Annotated in this window: 13 protein-coding genes; 8 read left to right on the forward strand and 5 right to left on the reverse strand. The window is 70.9% G+C overall.

What is annotated here, in order from left to right; all coding sequences use genetic code 11:
• Positions 1-145 precede the first annotated feature (145 nt).
• The 5 genes from ABD357_RS07755 to ABD357_RS07775 all read left to right on the forward strand — a co-directional run bounded on the left by ABD357_RS07755 (position 146) and on the right by ABD357_RS07775 (position 5,775).
• Positions 146-571, forward strand: a complete 426-nt coding sequence (locus tag ABD357_RS07755; RefSeq protein ID WP_344388499.1) for a PPOX class F420-dependent oxidoreductase — start codon at positions 146-148, stop codon at positions 569-571.
• A gap of 234 nt (positions 572-805) precedes the next feature.
• On the forward strand, positions 806-1,369 hold the full coding sequence (locus ABD357_RS07760; RefSeq protein ID WP_344388501.1) for a 2Fe-2S iron-sulfur cluster-binding protein: 564 nt from the start codon (positions 806-808) through the stop codon (positions 1,367-1,369).
• Positions 1,366-2,358 (forward strand): FAD binding domain-containing protein, encoded by a 993-nt coding sequence (locus ABD357_RS07765; protein ID WP_344388502.1) that lies wholly within the window; start codon positions 1,366-1,368, stop codon positions 2,356-2,358. Before ABD357_RS07760 ends, ABD357_RS07765 begins: the two co-directional genes overlap by 4 nt.
• On the forward strand, positions 2,355-4,496 hold the full coding sequence (locus tag ABD357_RS07770; RefSeq protein ID WP_344388503.1) for a xanthine dehydrogenase family protein molybdopterin-binding subunit: 2,142 nt from the start codon (positions 2,355-2,357) through the stop codon (positions 4,494-4,496). Before ABD357_RS07765 ends, ABD357_RS07770 begins: the two co-directional genes overlap by 4 nt.
• Positions 4,489-5,775 (forward strand): XdhC family protein, encoded by a 1,287-nt coding sequence (locus ABD357_RS07775; RefSeq protein ID WP_344388504.1) that lies wholly within the window; start codon positions 4,489-4,491, stop codon positions 5,773-5,775. Before ABD357_RS07770 ends, ABD357_RS07775 begins: the two co-directional genes overlap by 8 nt.
• Here ABD357_RS07775 and ABD357_RS07780 read toward each other — a convergent pair.
• Together ABD357_RS07780 and ABD357_RS07785 are read right to left on the reverse strand one after the other, a co-directional pair.
• Positions 5,727-6,608: a fructosamine kinase family protein gene (locus ABD357_RS07780; RefSeq protein WP_344388505.1), complete on the reverse strand. Its 882-nt coding sequence runs from the start codon at positions 6,606-6,608 to the stop codon at positions 5,727-5,729. The genes ABD357_RS07775 and ABD357_RS07780 overlap by 49 nt on opposite strands.
• Positions 6,609-7,084: 476 nt before the next feature.
• Positions 7,085-7,837, reverse strand: a complete 753-nt coding sequence (locus ABD357_RS07785; RefSeq protein ID WP_344388506.1) for a LysR family substrate-binding domain-containing protein — start codon at positions 7,835-7,837, stop codon at positions 7,085-7,087.
• Positions 7,838-8,010: 173 nt separating this feature from the next.
• On the opposite strand from ABD357_RS07785, the gene ABD357_RS07790 reads away from it, so the two are divergent.
• The 3 genes from ABD357_RS07790 (at position 8,011) to ABD357_RS07800 (ending at position 11,079) form a co-directional block, all read left to right on the forward strand.
• Complete coding sequence (locus tag ABD357_RS07790; RefSeq protein WP_344388507.1) at positions 8,011-8,916, forward strand: glycoside hydrolase family 16 protein; 906 nt, start codon at positions 8,011-8,013, stop codon at positions 8,914-8,916.
• Positions 8,917-9,006: 90 nt separating this feature from the next.
• Complete coding sequence (locus ABD357_RS07795) at positions 9,007-10,068, forward strand: Rieske 2Fe-2S domain-containing protein (protein ID WP_344388508.1); 1,062 nt, start codon at positions 9,007-9,009, stop codon at positions 10,066-10,068.
• A gap of 120 nt (positions 10,069-10,188) precedes the next feature.
• Positions 10,189-11,079, forward strand: coding sequence for a glycoside hydrolase family 5 protein (locus ABD357_RS07800; RefSeq protein WP_425584762.1), 891 nt, complete (start codon positions 10,189-10,191; stop codon positions 11,077-11,079).
• Between the two features lie 154 nt (positions 11,080-11,233).
• Here the strand turns inward: ABD357_RS07800 and ABD357_RS07805 are convergent, their stop codons facing one another.
• The 3 genes from ABD357_RS07805 to ABD357_RS07815 form a co-directional block, all read right to left on the reverse strand.
• Positions 11,234-12,619: an FAD-binding oxidoreductase gene (locus ABD357_RS07805; RefSeq protein WP_344388509.1), complete on the reverse strand. Its 1,386-nt coding sequence runs from the start codon at positions 12,617-12,619 to the stop codon at positions 11,234-11,236.
• Between the two features lie 163 nt (positions 12,620-12,782).
• Entirely contained in the window at positions 12,783-14,480 is a 1,698-nt protein-coding gene (locus ABD357_RS07810; RefSeq protein WP_344388510.1) for a LuxR C-terminal-related transcriptional regulator, read from the reverse strand.
• A gap of 232 nt (positions 14,481-14,712) precedes the next feature.
• Positions 14,713-15,858 carry a ligand-binding sensor domain-containing protein gene (locus ABD357_RS07815; RefSeq protein ID WP_344388511.1) on the reverse strand — a complete coding sequence of 382 codons (1,146 nt, stop codon included), beginning with the start codon at positions 15,856-15,858 and terminating at the stop codon, positions 14,713-14,715.
• Positions 15,859-15,888: the final 30 nt, after the last annotated feature.

Below are 15,888 nucleotides of genomic sequence, written 5' to 3' on the forward strand. Positions count from 1 at the left end.
GCAAACGTGCGGGGGGATCCGGGTGAGATCGAACCGGCAACGTGCGGGCCTGAATGTGGCAGCGTGGAGTCGTAGTCCGCGGATCAACGCCACGCGGCTGTGCACCCCATGAGGTACTCGAAGATCACGACCAGCAGGAGGACTTATGTCGAAGCCGCCGCTTCCCGAGGCCGCCGTCGCCATGCTGAAGAAGCCCAATCCGGCTGTCATCGCCACGGTGCGGTCCGACGGGCAGCCGGTGTCCACGGCCACCTGGTACCTCTGGGAAGACGACGGGCGGGTGCTGGTCAACATGGACGAGGGCCGCAAGCGGCTCGACCACATGCGCAACGATTCCCGGATCACGCTGACGGTGCTCGACGAGGGCAACTGGTACACGCACCTCACGCTCATCGGCCGGGTGGTGGCGCTGCGCGACGACGAGGGACTGGCCGACATCGACCGGTTGTCCCGGCACTACGGCGGGCGCCCGTACCCGCAACGCGACCGGGGCCGGGTCAGCGCCTGGATAGAGATCGACCGCTGGCACGGCTGGGGCGACCTCCGGGACAGCAGCCAGGCGGCCGGCTGAGGACTGCCCCTCGAAGCCGTCCGCTCAGCGCCCCGGAGCGCTCCTTCCGGGAATCACGTCAGGGCCCGCCTTGTTGAGCGGACAGCTGACCGTTAGGTTCATGATTACCGGACAGCCGTCCGCTTAGGTTCACCTCAGCGGCGAACACTCCTGCGCGGACGGCAGGAATCGATCGTCGACCGCATCGTCCCGTCCGGCTTCGACGCGCACCACCCACGCGAAAGAAGGCTGATCATGGCTCCAGCTCCCTCGACATACAGTGCCATCACCCTCAACATCAACGGCGAGAAGTACACGCTGCCTGTCGACCACCGCACCACCCTGCTCGACGCATTGCGCGAGCATCTCGATCTGACAGGTACCAAGAAAGGCTGCGACCAAGGTCAGTGCGGTGCCTGCACGTTACTGATCGACGGACGCCGTGCCGTCTCCTGTCTCCAGCTCGCAGTGGCCGCCGAGGGGCGTGAGATCACCACCATCGAAGGGGTCGCCGAAGGCGATCAACTGCACCCTGTACAGCAGGCGTTCCTCGATCTCGACGGCTACCAGTGCGGCTACTGCACGCCAGGTCAGATCTGTTCGGCCCTCGGGGTGATCGAGGAACACGCGGCGGGCTGGCCGAGCGCCGTCACCGACGACGTACGACCCGAAGCGGGACCCCCGCCGCTCAGCGCGGAGGAGATCCGGGAGCGGATGAGCGGCAATCTGTGCCGCTGCGGTGCGTACGTGTCCATCGTGCAGGCAGTCGCACAGGCGGCAGAGGTGCACGCGGCCGAGGCCGGGGAGGCTGCCGCATGAGGGAGTTCGGCTATCAGCGTGTCCTCGACGTCTCCGGCGCGGTCGCGCTGCTCGACGCCGATCCGGACGCGCGCTTCCTGGGCGGCGGCACCAACCTCGTCGACTTGATGAAGGCCGGCGTGGAACGGCCCGCGCGGCTCGTCGACGTACGCGAACTGCCGCTCGACCGGATCGAGTCGACGACAGACGGCGGTCTGCGCATCGGCGCCACCGTCACCAACAGCGACCTCGCCGCCCACCCCGAAGTCCGGCGCCGCTACCCGGCGTTGACGCAGGCCGTGCTGGCCGGCGCCTCCGGGCAACTGCGCAACATGGCCACCGTCGGCGGCAATATGCTCCAGCGCACCCGCTGCGGCTACTTCACCGACGTGACCAAGCCGTGCAACAAGCGCGTCCCCGGCAGCGGATGCCCCGCCATCGAGGGCGAGCACCACAACCACGCCATCCTCGGCGCCTCCGAACACTGCGTGGCCACCCACCCCTCGGACATGGCGGTGGCGCTCACCGCCTTCGACCCCGTCGTCTCGTACGAAACGGCGGACGGGCCGGGCGAGTTGCCGCTGGCCGAGTTCTATCTGCCCGTGGGTGACACCCCGCACCGGGAGACCGCCCTGCCGCCCGGCGCGCTGATCACCGGCATCACCCTGCCGCCGGCCCCGGTCGCCGCCCTCTCCCGCTACCGGAAGGTGCGCGAGCGCGCGTCCTACGCGTTCGCGATCGGCTCGCTCGCCGCCGCTCTCGACATCGAGGACGGGGTCGTACGCGAAGTGCGCCTCGCCTTCGGTGCGGTCGCATCCCGGCCGTGGCGGGCCACGGCGGCAGAGCAGACCTTGACCGGAGGCCCGGCTACGGCCGACGCCTTCGCCGCCGCCGCGGACGCCGAACTGGCGGCCGCCAGGCCGCTGCCCCACAACGCCTACAAGGTGACGCTGATGCGCAACCTGGTTGTGGCCGTGCTCACCGAACTCGCCGAGGAGGCCTCCCGATGACCACGACGACTCAGGCCACTGCGGTGACGGGTGCCGTCGGGACCGCGCACACCCGCGTGGAGGGCCGCGACAAGGTCACCGGAGCCGCCCGCTACGCCGGCGAGATCCCCTTCGACGAACTGGCCCACGGATGGCTGGTGTTGTCGACCGTCGCCCGCGGCCGCATCCGCTCGGTGGAGACCGCTGCCGTCCTCAGGATGCCGGGTGTCCTCACCGTCCTGCACCACGGGAACGCCCCGCGGGTCGACAGCGACTACGTCGGCATGCTGGGCGCCCCGGACCCGACCTCCGCCGTGTTCCAGCACGAGCGGGTGCCGCACATGGGCTGGCCGGTGGCGCTGGTCGTCGCCGAGACGTCCGAGCAGGCCAGGGAGGCCGCCGAAGCGCTCGTGGTGCACTACGAGGAAGAGCCGCACGACGTCGCGTTCTCGGCCGGACACCCGGACGCATACCAGGTGGACGGCTTCATGCCGGCGGTGACGGAGAAGGGGGACCTGGAGGCGGAACTCGCCGCGTCCGCCCTCGTCGTCGACGCGGAATACACCACGCCGGAAGAGCACCACAATCCGATGGAGCCCCATGCGGCGACGGCACTCTGGGACGGCGGCCGACTGGAAGTGGTCGACTCGAACCAGGGCACCGCCTGGGTCGCGAGCGAGATCGCGAACATGTTCTCCCTCGACCCGGCCTCGGTACGGGTGCGATCCGAGCACGTCGGCGGCGGCTTCGGCAGCAAGGGCCTCCGCGCGCACCAGGTGGCCGCCGTGATGGCCGCGACAGGCCTGCGGCGTCCGGTCCGGGTCGTCATGACCCGCCGTCAGATGTTCTCGCTCGCCGGCTACCGCAGCCCCACGACGCAGCGGATCAGGCTCGGCGCCTGTGCCGACGGACGCCTGCGCGCACTGGACCACAGCTCCCTGAGCCTCACCTCGACCGTGCACGAGTTCGTCGAGCCGAGCGCAGGGGTGGCACGGGTGATGTACGACGCCGACGCCCACCACACGGCCAACCGGGTCGTACGGCTCGACGTGCCGACCCCGACGTGGATGCGCGCGCCGGGCGAGGCGCCTGGGTCGTTCGCGGTGGAGGCGGCGCTGGACGAGCTCGCCGAGAAGTGCGGTATCGACCCGATCGAGCTGCGCGTACGCAACGAGCCCGAGACGGGCCCCGTGTCCGGGCTGCCGTTCAGCAGCCGCAACCTGCTCGCCTGCTTCCGGGAGGGCGCCCGCAGGTTCGGCTGGGCAGACCGGGACCCGCGTCCGGGCCTGCGCCGGGACGGGCGTTGGCTGCTCGGCACCGGTACGGCGGCGGCCTCCTTCGGTGCCGGAGCCGGACCGTCCACGGCGGCCATGACAGCGGAGGCGGACGGCACGTTCACCGTGCGGATCAACGCGGCGGACATCGGCACCGGGGCCCGGACCGCGCTCACCCTGGTCGCCGCCGACGCGCTGGAGGTGGCACCGGACCGTGTCCAGGTCCGCATCGGCGACAGCGACTTCGGACCGGCGTGGATCGCCGGCGGTTCGATGGGCACCCGCTCCTGGGCGTGGGCGGTCACGGCCGCGGCAGGCGAACTGCGGGAGCGTCTCGCCCTGAACACCGGCATCCCACCTGAGGGCATCACGGTACGGTCGGACACCACCGCGGCCATCGGCGCCCTGGCCCAGAAGGAACGGCACTCCTTCGGGGCGCAGTTCGCCGAGGTCGCCGTGGACCCCGACACCGGAGAGGTGCGTGTACGGCGCATGCTCGGCATCTTCGCGGCGGGCCGGATCGTCAACCCGCTGACGGCGCGCGGCCAGTTGGTCGGCGGGATGATCTGGGGCATCTCCATGGCCCTGCACGAGGAGGCGGTCCGGGACCGGGCCTCGGGCGGCCACTACGGCGCCGACCTCGCGGGCTACCACGTCGCCGCACACGCCGACGTCCCGTTCGTCGAGGCGGACTGGGTGGACGACCCGGACCCGGACGACCCGGTCGGGATCAAGGGCATCGGCGAGATCGGCATCGTGGGCGCCGCGGCGGCGATCGCCAACGCGGTCTGGCACGCGACCGGCGTACGCCACCGCCACCTCCCCATCCGGCCCGACCGGGTCCTGCTGGCGGGAGCCGAAGCGGAGGCCGAGCGGGATGCTTGACATCGCCGACGAGCTGAACGGCTGGATCGAGCAGGGCCGCGCCTTCGCCGTCGCCACCGTCGTGGCCGTGGGCGGCAGCGCGCCGCGCAGTCCGGGTGCCGCCCTCGCCGTCGACAGCGAGGGCACAGCCATTGGTTCGGTCTCCGGCGGCTGTGTGGAAGGGGCGGTGTACGACCTGTGTGTCCAGGCGCTCCAGGACGGCGAGGTGGTGCGCGAGCGGTTCGGCTACAGCGATGAGGATGCCTTCGCGGTGGGACTGACCTGCGGCGGAGTCATCGAGGTCCTGGTCACTCCGGTCGGTGCGGACGCGCCCGGCAGGACGGTGTTCGCGTCGGCGCTCTCGGCCGCCGCCCAGGGCGAGGCCGTGGCTCTCGCGCGCGTGGTCCAGGGCCCCGTCGAACTGCTGGGCAGGGCGCTGCTCGTCCGCCCGAGCGAAGCGAGATGGGGGTCCCCCCGGACGGAGTCCGGGGCAGGATCGTTCGAAGGCGAACTCGGCGGGCATCCCGAGCTGGACCGCACAGTGGTGCACGAGGCCCGCGCCCTGCTGAACGACGGCCGCACGGGCACGTTCGACATCTCCGCCAGCGCAGCGAGATGGGGGTCCCCCCGGACGGAGTCTGGGGGAGGATCGCGCCGCGGGGCCGCCCTGACGGTGTTCGTCGAGTCGCGCGTGCCGCCGCCCCGCATGATTGTCTTCGGTGCCATCGACTTCGCCGCGGCGCTTGTGAGGGCGGGCAAGTTCCTCGGTTACCACGTGACCGTGTGCGACGCCCGTCCCATCTTCGCCACACGGGTGCGGTTCCCCGAGGCCGACGACATCGTGGTCGACTGGCCGCACCGCTACCTCCGGCGCACCGAGACGGACAGCCGCACGGTCCTGTGCGTGCTCACCCACGACGCCAAGTTCGACGTACCACTGCTGGAGGCTGCCCTACGGCTACCGGTGGCATACGTCGGTGCGATGGGCTCGCGTCGCACCCACGACGACCGTAACCGGCGGTTGCGTGAAGTCGGCGTCACCGAGCGGGAGTTGGCCCGCTTACGCTCCCCGATCGGCCTCGACCTCGGTGCCCGTACGCCGGAGGAGACCGCCCTGTCCATCGCCGCCGAGATCGTCGCGGTACGACACAACGGCTCGGGCGTTCCTCTGACCGGTTCGGCGACACCGATTCACCATGACGTGCGGTCCGCGTCGATCACGCCCGGAGAGCGGGGTGTCCCGTCAGCGGGTCACCCGGCCAGTGCCGACCGGGCCGCCGCGAGGGCCTGCTCGGCGTAGCCGCGGCCGAAGAGTACGGCGTGCACGAGCAGGGGGAAGAGCTGGTGCAGGCCTACGCGGTCCGTCCAGCCGTCGGCGAGCGGCGCCGCTTCCTGGTAGCCGTCCAGTACCCGGTCCAGGTGCGGGCAGCCGAACAGGTGGAGCATGGCCAGGTCGGTTTCCCGGTGGCCGCCGTGCGCGGCCGGGTCGATCAGCCAGGCGTGTCCGTCGGCGCCCCACAGCACGTTGCCGTTCCACAGGTCGCCGTGCAGCCGGGCGGGCGGCTCGGCAGGGCCGGCCAGTTCGGGCAGGCGCTCACAGACACGCTCGACGACGGTCGCCTCGGTGCGATGCATCGTGCCGTCGTCGACCGCTCGGCGCAGATACGGCAGCACGCGGTGCTCGGCGTACCAGCGTGGCCAGTCGGTGCCGGGGACGTTGCGCATCGGAGCGAGCCCGATGTACGCGTCCTCGAGGCCGCCGGGTGGTGCGGCCCCGAAGTGGGGCGCGCCTGTGGCGTGCAGGGCGGCCAGGTCTCGGCCGAACCGGACCGCGGCCTGGGCGCTCGGGCGCCCGGACGGGACGCGGTCGGACACCAGCCAGCGCTCGTCGTGGCCGTGCACCGCCGGAATGCGAACCGTGCCGGTGTCCGCCAGCCAGCGCAGTCCCGCCGCCTCGGCGCGTACCGCGCCCAGGTCGTCGGCGCGCTTGACCACCACCAACTGGCCGCCATTCAGGGTGACTTCGGCGAGCGCGCCGGACAGCCGGCGCTCGCCGGTCGCCGGGCGCCCGGTGAGCCGAGCCGCCGCGGCAGCCGGGCCCTTGCCGTCTTGGGCGGGTGGACGGGCGGTCATGCGGGTTGCCTCCGGCGGTTGGGCGGGTGGTTCGTTTTTGGGTGCGGGTGCGTTGTGGTTGCTCGCGCCCCGCGGCGGAGCCGCTGATGTCACAGCCCCGCGCCCCTTAGGTGGGTGGGTCGGGGCCGTGGGCCGGTGCGTCAGCCCGTCGCAGGGTGGGCATACGGGGCCCTTTGCTGGTACAGGGTGCGGGTCTCCTGAGACAGAAGCTACGCGACGGGCATACGACGCACCGGCCCAAGTCCCCTCCCGCCGGTGGGAGAGCGTGGGTGGTTGGGGGTACGGGCTTTCCCGGGGCGCGGGGTTGCTCGGGGCGCCGGGAGTCGCAGGCTGTTGCTTTTCAGGGGCGCGGGGAACTGCGCGACCAGCCACGACGCACCCGCAGCCGCGACACGACTGTCACTCCCCACCCCTGCGGGGGTCTGGGGCGCAGCCCCAGTTTCGGGAAGGGGCGGGCTGGGGAACTACGCGACCAGCTACGACCGACGCCGAGGCTTCCCCCGCTTGCCGCCCTTCGCGCCGCCGGCGCCGCTTCGGGGGCTTCTGCCGGTCGATGTCGGCTTCCGGCGGGCGTCCGCCGCTTCGCGGCGCTTGGACTTCGGCTGTGCCGGAGGCGGCGTGCGCCCGCGTGTGCTGTTGGCCGTCCGGCCGCGGACGATACCGATGAAGTCCTCGACCAGGTCGGTGGTCGCGTCCTCGGGCCACGCCAGCGCGACGCCCGACTGAGGGGCGTCGACCACTGGTCGGTACGTGAGGTCCTTGCGATGGTGCAGACGGGCCAGCGACTGGGGGACGACGAGGAGACCCACGCCCGCCGCCACGAGTTCGATGGCGTCCACCGTCGTGGCGGGGCGCTCGATGGCGGGGCGTCCCGGCAGCCGCTCCCAGTCGAGGACATCGTCGAGCGGGTGGAACACGATGTCGTCGGCGAGATCCGCGACGGTCACCTCGTCCGCCGCCGTCACCAGGTGATCCTTCGGGACCACGACCACCGTCGACTCGGTGTAGAGGGGGATCGCGCTGAACACCGTACGGTCGACCGGAAGCCGCACCACGCCCACGTCGGCTCCACCGCTCCGCAACACGTCGGTTGCCTCGGCAGCCGGCACGTCGACGAGGGTCAGCGGGACGTCGGGCAGTCGCTCGCTCCAGATCCGCACCCACTTGGCGGGCGTCACCCCCGGAACGTACGCGAGGCGGAACGTAGAGGATGCTTCCGAGCCTGTCACCCCGCCAGGCTACCGGGCGTGGCCAAATGCCTCCTACGCGGTCGGCAGCGGAGCCGGACGGTCCGGTACGGGTCCCGTTCGAGGGATGGCGTTACCCCTGCCCTACCGCGAGGATGCTCCTTCGCGCAGCACGTCCCACCGACCGCGGGCCGAGGAGCCGGAGGAGCCTTCCGATGGGTTCACACGCAGCGCCGAGCCGCCGTAAGCGCACCCTGTTGGTGCCCGTCGGGCTCATGCTCCTGGCCGTGCTCCTCGGCGTCCCCCGTGCCGACGGGGCGCCCGCGCCTGCCGAGGCCTGCCGCACCACGGGCACCGAACTGCCGCGCGGCGACTGCGGCCCGTTCTGGCAGGTCCTCGCGGAGGACTTCAACGGAGACCGGGTGCCGCTGGGCGCGTTCAGCGACTGCGATCACCATGTCGACACCTCGGCCGCGTACTGCGGCGGCCTGAGCGGTACGTACCGGGACAACTGGTGGGCGTATCCGACCGGTTGGCCCGACACCGCGCGCGACCGTAACCGGGATGTCGTGGGTGTCTACCACCCGGAGGACACCGTGAGCGTAGGTCCCGCGGAGAACGGCGACGGCAGGATGCGCATCCGGATGTGGCGGCCCGCCGACGGAGGTCCCGTGCATGCCGCGGCAGTGGTACCGCGTGCTGTCATGCAGATGAAGTACGGCAAGTACAGCGCCCGTATCAAGGTGACGAAGCTCGCTCCGGGCTACAAGTCAGCCTGGCTTCACTACGGCGGAGGCTGCGAAATGGACCACCCCGAAGGCGAGTGGACCGGCGAGCTCACCGCCTTCCACCATCCGTGCGGCGGGGGCGAGCAGGGCTACTTCCCGGGCGCCGACGACTGGACCGAATGGCACACCGTCTCGACCGAGTGGACACCGGGGCATGTGCGGTTCTTCGTGGACGGCCGGCAGACGGGACACGACACCCGAGGCGTACCGAACCGACCCCTGTCCTGGGTGCTCCAGAACGAGAGCGCCCTGCAGGGTCCGGGTGCGGCTCCGGGCAGCAGCGCCCAACTCGAAGTCACGTGGGTCGCTGCGTACGCCTACGGCTGGAAGTGATCCCGTACGGGATCAGGAAGGGGCTGGATGGAGATCGCCCTTGCCTGATGGCCCATCAGTCGGACGGGCGGGGCAAGTTAGCCTCAGCACATGCTCTTTCGTCGTAGCCATGACAGCCTTTCCGTCCTGCCGCGTGATCCGCGAGCCGACGAGTACCCGATGCCGCCCGTGCCCTACGGGTGGTACGCCGTTCTCCGCAGCGCCGAGCTGCGCCTGGGCAGGGTCGTCAGCCTGCACTACTTCGGACGTGCCCTCATCGCCTTCCGCGGTGCGGACGGACAGCCGGCCGTACGGGACGCGCACTGCCCGCACTACGGGGCGCATCTGGGCGTGGGCGGGAAGGTCGTGGACGGCACTGTGGAATGCCCGTTCCACGGTTGGCGATTCGGTGCGGACGGCCGGTGCGTGGAGGCACCGTTCGCGGTCCGGACCCCGAAGGTGTCCATCGGCGGCTTCCCGGTCCGTGAGCACAGCGGGCTCGTCTTCGTCTACGCCGGACCGGGCGAGCCGACGTGGGAGGTGCCGGAGATCCCGGAGGCGGCGGACAGGGACTTCGCCAAGCCGATCGACGACACCTGCCATGCGCGTATCCACGTCCAGGAGATGCGCGAGAACATCGTGGACGAGTCCCACTTCCACTTCATCCACGGCCAGAGCGAACCACCCGTACAGGACCTGCGGCCGGACGGGCCCTTCGCCGAGGTCCGCGGCCGGATCGTGCGGCGCGTTCTCGGCTGGGACATCCACAACAGCTTCGATGCGTTCATGTACGGACCCGGCGTCATGGTGGTCCGCTCCCATGGCCCCGTCCTCTCGGTCACCGCGGTCGCCCTGACCACCCCCGTCGACGACCGCACGAGCGAGATGCGAATGCTGTACTACCTCCGCAAGCCGGCGCGGCTCCCGTTCCTGGTCCCCCTCCTCAAGCTCGTCTTCCGGGCGGAAGCCCTGGGCGAGGTGCGCGAGGAGGTCCGGATCTGGGACCACAAGATCCACCAGCCGCGCCCGGTCCTGCTGCCCCACGAGAAGGGCATCAGGGCGCTGCGACGCTGGTACGCCCAGTTCTATCCGTCCGAGGTCCCGGCCGAGCAGCTGCGCGACCTCACCTCACGTTCCGAGGCGGAAACCCGGGTCGGGACGGGGAGCGACTAGGCGACCCTTTCCTCAACTGCGACTCCTTCGCCGCCCGCCACCCAACCTCTTGACGCGTCACTGACAACAATGGCTTGATGAATCGGGAGCGCTCCCACCTCACTCGGGGAAGGGAACACCATGCGCAGCACCCGCCACATACCCTTACGGCTCGTTCCGGTTCTCGGCCTTGTCGCCGCCCTGCTCCTCCCCCTGCTCGGCCTCAGCGCCCCGGCTCATGCCGCCCCCACCGGCTTCCGCATCGAGAGCGGCCGGCTGCAGGAGGCGTCCGGGAACGACTTCGTGATGCGGGGCGTCAACCACGCCCACACCTGGTATCCGGACCGGACCAGCTCCCTCGCGCACATCAAGGCGAAGGGCGCCAACACCGTACGTGTCGTTCTCTCCAGCGGTGACCGGTGGACCCGTAACGACACCGCCGATGTGGCGAACGTCGTCAGCCAGTGCAAGCAGAACCGGCTCATCTGCGTCCTGGAAGTCCACGACACGACCGGTTACGGCGAACAGAGCGGAGCCGTCACGCTCTCGCGGGCCGCGGACTACTGGATCAGCGTGCAGAGCGCCCTGACCGGCCAAGAGGACTACGTCATCGTCAACATCGGCAACGAGCCGTACGGGAACACCAATTACGCGAACTGGACGGCCGACACCAAGGCGGCGATCCAGAAACTCCGGGGCGCCGGATTCGACCACACGATCATGGTCGACGCGCCCAACTGGGGCCAGGACTGGGCGTTGACCATGCGCGACAACGCCGCCTCGGTCTTCGCCGCGGATCCGGACGCCAACACGATCTTCTCCACCCACATGTACGGCGTCTTCGACACCGCCGCCGAGGTCGGCGACTACCTGAACCGCTTCGCCGCCGCGAAACTCCCCATCGTGGTGGGCGAGTTCGGCCACGACCACTCGGACGGCAACCCCGACGAGGACGCCATTCTGGCCACCGCCCGGCAGCTCGGGCTCGGCTACCTCGGCTGGTCCTGGAGCGGCAACGGAGGCGGAGTCTAGTACCTGGACATGGTCACGAACTTCGACCCGAACCAGCTCACCAGCTGGGGCCGGCAGATCTTCAACGGCGCGAACGGCATCGCCGCGACCTCCGAGGAGGCTGCCGTCTACTCGTCCTGACAGCGCCCCGGGGAGGCCGACGTCAAGCGACCTCTCAGGGAGCGATGTTGTGGTTCAGGCGGAACAGGTTGCCGGGGTCGTAGCGCCGTTTGAGCGACGCCAAGCGGTCATAGTTCTGCCGGTAGTTGGCTCGCACCCGGTCCTGGTCGTCGGCGTCCATGAAGTTCACGTAGCCGCCCCCCGTCGAGTACGGCTCCAGTGCTGCTGCGAAGGCGCGCGCCCAGTCGATGTTCGCCTCGCACTGGGCGCGGGTCAGCAGGGTGGGGCTGAGGGCGGTGGAGAAGTCGGCGTCGCGGTAGGCGAACGCGGTCTCCTCGGGGCCCACCCGATGGCAGGCACCGTCGATGGGGAACACGACCGTCGCACTCTGGATGGTGGGCGTGGTCGCGCCGTACTCGGTGTAGGCGTCGATCGCACCGTCGGGCAGGCCTCTGCTGAAGGAGCCCTTCCAGTAGTGGTAAAGGCCGGCGGGCAGCAGCTCGTCGAAGAGCGTGTTGATCACGGGGTACGGCATGCGCGCGACGTGCTGTCCCACGACCGGGCCGAGGCCGGCGAGCCGGGCCAGGATCCGGTCGTCCTCGTCCTCGGGGCCGCTGAAGCACGTGAGCACCCCGCACATCGGCCGACCGTGCCAGCGCTCCGGCAGGAACGGCAGCGGCGGACCGAGCCCGACGACCAGCAGGGCGTTGAACTCCTCGGCGGAATCGGCGATCAGTTCGCGGTAGGCCCCTATCACGTCACCGTCGAGCGGATAGAACGTCGGTCCGCCGAGAATGTCGGCCACCGGGTGCAGCCGGTACTCGAAGGATGCGACGACCCCGAAGTTGCCGCCTCCGCCGCGTACGGCCCACATCAGGTCGGCGTTGTGCTCGTCGGTGCAGGTCACGAATGATCCATCGGCCGTGACCAGGTCGACGGAGATCAGGTTGTCACAGGCCAGCCCGCACCGCCGGGCCAGATGGCCCATGCCACCTCCGGTGGTCAGCCCGCCGATTCCCGTGGTGGAGACGACTCCGCCGGTGGTGGCCAGGCCGAAGGCGTGCGTGGCGTGGTTGAAGTCGGCCCAGGTGCAGCCGCCCTCGGCCCGAGCCGTGCGCCTCTCGGGATCGACCCGGATCCCGCGCATGGCGCCGAGGTCGAGTACGACACCTTCGTCGCAGGTGCCGTAGCCGGGGACGCTGTGGCTGCCACCGCGCACGGCCAGCAGCAGTTCGTGGTCCCGGGCGAAGTCCACGGTGGCCCTGATGTCGCCCGCGTCGGCGGCCCGCACGATGATCGCCGGCCGCTTGTCGTGCATCGCGTTGTAGACGGTGCGCGCCTCGTCATAGTCCGGGTCCCCGGGCTCGATGATCTTGCCCCGGACTGCCTCCCTCAGTCGCTGCGTCAGCGTCTCCTCGAGGGCGGGTGTGTAGGTAGTCATGGCCGCCACCGGCTTTCCGTGTGGTCGGGGAAGGAGTACGGCACCGTTGTAGGCACAGAGCCTGTCTCCGCTCATCGCCCGAACGGCCCATGTCGCCGGGACGGGTATGGCAAGAACAGCCCATGCGGCCGGTCGGATGCGGAGCCAGGCCTGGAGGCCTGGCCTAGGCGAGGCCGTGCGTGTAGGCGTACGCCGTGGCCGCGGCCCGCGACGGCACATCGAGCTTGGCGAAGATGTTGTTGAGGTGTCGCGCGACGGTGTGCTCGCTGATCATCAACTCGGAGGCGATGGACCGGTTGGTCCGGCCGACGGCGACAAGGCGCAGCACCTCGGCCTCCCGCTCGGTGAGCCGGCCCGGGAGCTGATCCCGCACTGCGCTGAGCAGGGCTGCCGCCCGCCGCGCGTCGGGCTCCGCGCCCAGCCGCTCGAAGGCCGCGTGCGCGGCCTGCAGCTCCAGCCGTGCGCCTTCGTCGTCCCCCGCCGCCCGGTCGGCGGCGGCGAGTGTCATACGGACCTGAGCCGCCTCGTACGGGACACCGAGTTCCTGCCACAGGGACAGCGCCCGCCGCAAAAGGGGCCGCGCGCGGTCGAGGTCGCGCTCGGCCAGTGCCACCGCGCCGCTCGCCCGCGCGGCGGTCGCGTGCAGCACGGTCGTCCCTGACTCACGCCGCTGCTGCCACTCGCGCGCGGTCGACGCCAGTTCGCCCGCCGCCGTGCGAGCCTCATCCATCTGACGGAGGGCAAGACAGACCTCCACCTGAGCCGCCAGCAGCCGACAGCGCTCGAGGCGGCCGGGTCCTCCGCCGTCCTCCCCGGCGAGGGCGAGCCGCAGGGCGGCGGACGCTGTGGTGGCCTTGCCCTGGGCGAGCCGCAGCAGGGCAAGGCCCGGCTGCGGCTCCCGGCCCAGTTCGTGGGCGCGCTCGTAGGAGGCCTCGGCCGCGGCCAGGTCGCCGCGCCGCCGCTGGATACCACCGGCCAGATAGAACGCCTCGGCGGCCATCCGGGCCTCATACGGCAGCAGCTCCCGGCAGGTCACGGTCGCCTCGCTCTCCGCGGCGGGCCAGTCACCGCGCAGCTCGAGCACTTCCACCCGATGGACGCGGCACAGTCCCCGGAAGTTGTTCTCCGCGGGCATCGACGCGCACCAGGCCATCGCGGCGTCGGTCCACTCGACGGCGCGTTCCAGGTCGGCGCAGGCCATGCACTGCTGAAGACCCAGGCAGTAGATCCACCCGGTGAAGAACGGACTGAGCTCGCCCGCCATCACCGAGCACATGACCTCGTCGAGCAGGTCGAGCCCACTGGCGATCCGTCCCTGGGCCAGCAGGACACTCGCCTGCGCCTCGATGCTCATGGCCAGCAGATCGGCGCTGCCGCAGCGCTCCGCGATGTCGGCCATCCGGCGCGCGCTGCTCATGGCCTCGCCGAACGCGCCACGCCGCTGCGCCTCCTCTGCCTCGACCCAGGCGAGATAGCACTGTTCGATACACTCGGGCTCGCCGCTCAGATGGCGGCGCGCCCGGTGCAGCCAGCCCGCTGCCGCTGCCGTACGGCCCGCCAGTTGATGCTCGTAGAAGAGCATCCAGGCGCAGTACCCGGCCCGGCGGTCGGCTCCCGCCGCGGCATAACCCGAGTAGGCCGCCGTCCGTGCCTCGATCGATTCCGGAACACGGCTGGTCCACCAAGCGGCGTCAGCGAGCGCGGCAAGGTCGTCAGGAGTCAGCTGGTCTTGGCCGAGGTCACGCAAGGCGGCATACGCCTCGGCCCAGGCCTCACGGGCGACCGCGTTCCTCGCCTGCTCGATCTCGTGGCAGAACGCCTGCGGGGCCGCCTGTCCGCTGCCAGTGGTCTCCTCGGACACGGTGCCTCCCTCCTCGCCCGAAGCGAGCCGGACACCACTCACCAGGATAAGAGCGCGCGGCCCTGGCAGGCACGAGAACGCACAGCTGCCGAATCCACGCCTCCGATTCACACAAGGAGGCCGATGGCTCCGCCGCCCACCGAGACCGCGGCGTATGAGGTTGGTGCCGGAGTGCCCCGCTTGTCGTGCGCTCACAGGAATCATCCGCACGCTGTGCCCAACGGCGGCCCTGTCACCGTTCGATGCGCACCTGCGCAGGCGGGTAGGGCGAGGACGACGTGGTGCCGGCCGACCAGTACCCACCGGAACCGGGCACGGCGACAAGGGCGTTGACCACCACGGGAGTCGTGGCGGCCGGACCGCGCTCGCTCACCCAGGCCCCGCCGTCCCACCGCAGGTAGTGGGCTCGGGTCTGGTCCCAGAAGTCCCAGCCCGAGATGCGGTCCGGCCGTCCCTGCTCGTCGCAGACGATGCCGGTGAGCATGCCGACGGTGAACGGCGTCGTGATGCTGCGCCACGTGCTGCCGTCCCCGTGGAAGAGGGTGACTGCCGGAGGCTTGCCCGCGGGACCGCCTACTCCGTAGGCGTAGCCGGTGAGCCAGATGTCGTCGTCGGCCACAGGGAGCAGCCCGGTGACAGTGGCGCGTATGCCGCCGGGCGGAGGCAACTCGGTCCATGCGTCGCCGTCCCAGCGAGCGACGAGTCCGCTGTCGTACACCCAGACCTCGCCGCCGGGAGTGACACGGACGCCCCACGCGGTGGCTCCGGACCCGCTCGGGAGGGGCGCGGACCACGTCCAGCTCTTGCCGTCACCGTGCAGCAGCACAGAGCCGTCGCCGTTCCGCCCGGAGATCCAAGCATGGCCGTCGGGGCCCACCGCGACATCGGTGAGAAGAGTTCCGGCTGCCCCCCGCCCGGGGAACTCGGCTTCCTGCCACGTACGCCCGTCCCACGCCAGGAGATGAGCGGCGCCGACGGCGTCGGTGCCCACGGCCCAGGCAGAGCCGGCCGATGTGCCGGCGACGGAGTTGAGGGAGCCGCTGAATCCCAGATGGGCGAGGCTGATACGCGCCCACGCCTCGCCGTCCCACACCAGGGCCAGCGGCGTCCCGCGGGTTCTGCCGGAGCGTCCTTCCTCCCCCACCGCCCAGGCGAGTGCGGGCCCCGCGGCGGCCAGGTCGGCCAGCTGGGCGGCCTCCGCGCATTCCGGCGCCACGACGGCCTGCCACTCGTGGGCCTCCTGCATGCCCTGGCCGAAGGCGCCCGTGTCGCGGACCAGGTCACCCGAGGAAGCCCCGGCAGCCCCACCGCTCGCCGAGACGAGCCCCATCCCCGCCCCGGCACCGATCACTCCACTGATGAAACGCCGTCTTCGCACGAGGTCCCCCCTCTTCGGCGGCCTGCAGAG

It is taken from the genome of Streptomyces vastus (assembly GCF_039532825.1).
Taxonomy (GTDB): domain Bacteria; phylum Actinomycetota; class Actinomycetes; order Streptomycetales; family Streptomycetaceae; genus Streptomyces; species Streptomyces vastus.

Excerpts from the sequence above, each read along its gene's own strand:
- ABD357_RS07760 (WP_344388501.1), top strand. The coding sequence starts at position 806 with ATGGCTCCAGCTCCCTCGACATACAGTGCCATCACCCTCAACATCAAC.
- ABD357_RS07765 (WP_344388502.1), top strand. The coding sequence starts at position 1,366 with ATGAGGGAGTTCGGCTATCAGCGTGTCCTCGACGTCTCCGGCGCGGTC.
- ABD357_RS07755 (WP_344388499.1), top strand. The coding sequence starts at position 146 with ATGTCGAAGCCGCCGCTTCCCGAGGCCGCCGTCGCCATGCTGAAGAAG.
- ABD357_RS07805 (WP_344388509.1), bottom strand. The coding sequence starts at position 12,619 with ATGACTACCTACACACCCGCCCTCGAGGAGACGCTGACGCAGCGACTG.
- ABD357_RS07780 (WP_344388505.1), bottom strand. The coding sequence starts at position 6,608 with ATGACCGCCCGTCCACCCGCCCAAGACGGCAAGGGCCCGGCTGCCGCG.
- ABD357_RS07775 (WP_344388504.1), top strand. The coding sequence starts at position 4,489 with ATGCTTGACATCGCCGACGAGCTGAACGGCTGGATCGAGCAGGGCCGC.
- ABD357_RS07770 (WP_344388503.1), top strand. The coding sequence starts at position 2,355 with ATGACCACGACGACTCAGGCCACTGCGGTGACGGGTGCCGTCGGGACC.
- ABD357_RS07800 (WP_425584762.1), top strand. The coding sequence starts at position 10,189 with ATGCGCAGCACCCGCCACATACCCTTACGGCTCGTTCCGGTTCTCGGC.
- ABD357_RS07795 (WP_344388508.1), top strand. The coding sequence starts at position 9,007 with ATGCTCTTTCGTCGTAGCCATGACAGCCTTTCCGTCCTGCCGCGTGAT.
- ABD357_RS07790 (WP_344388507.1), top strand. The coding sequence starts at position 8,011 with ATGGGTTCACACGCAGCGCCGAGCCGCCGTAAGCGCACCCTGTTGGTG.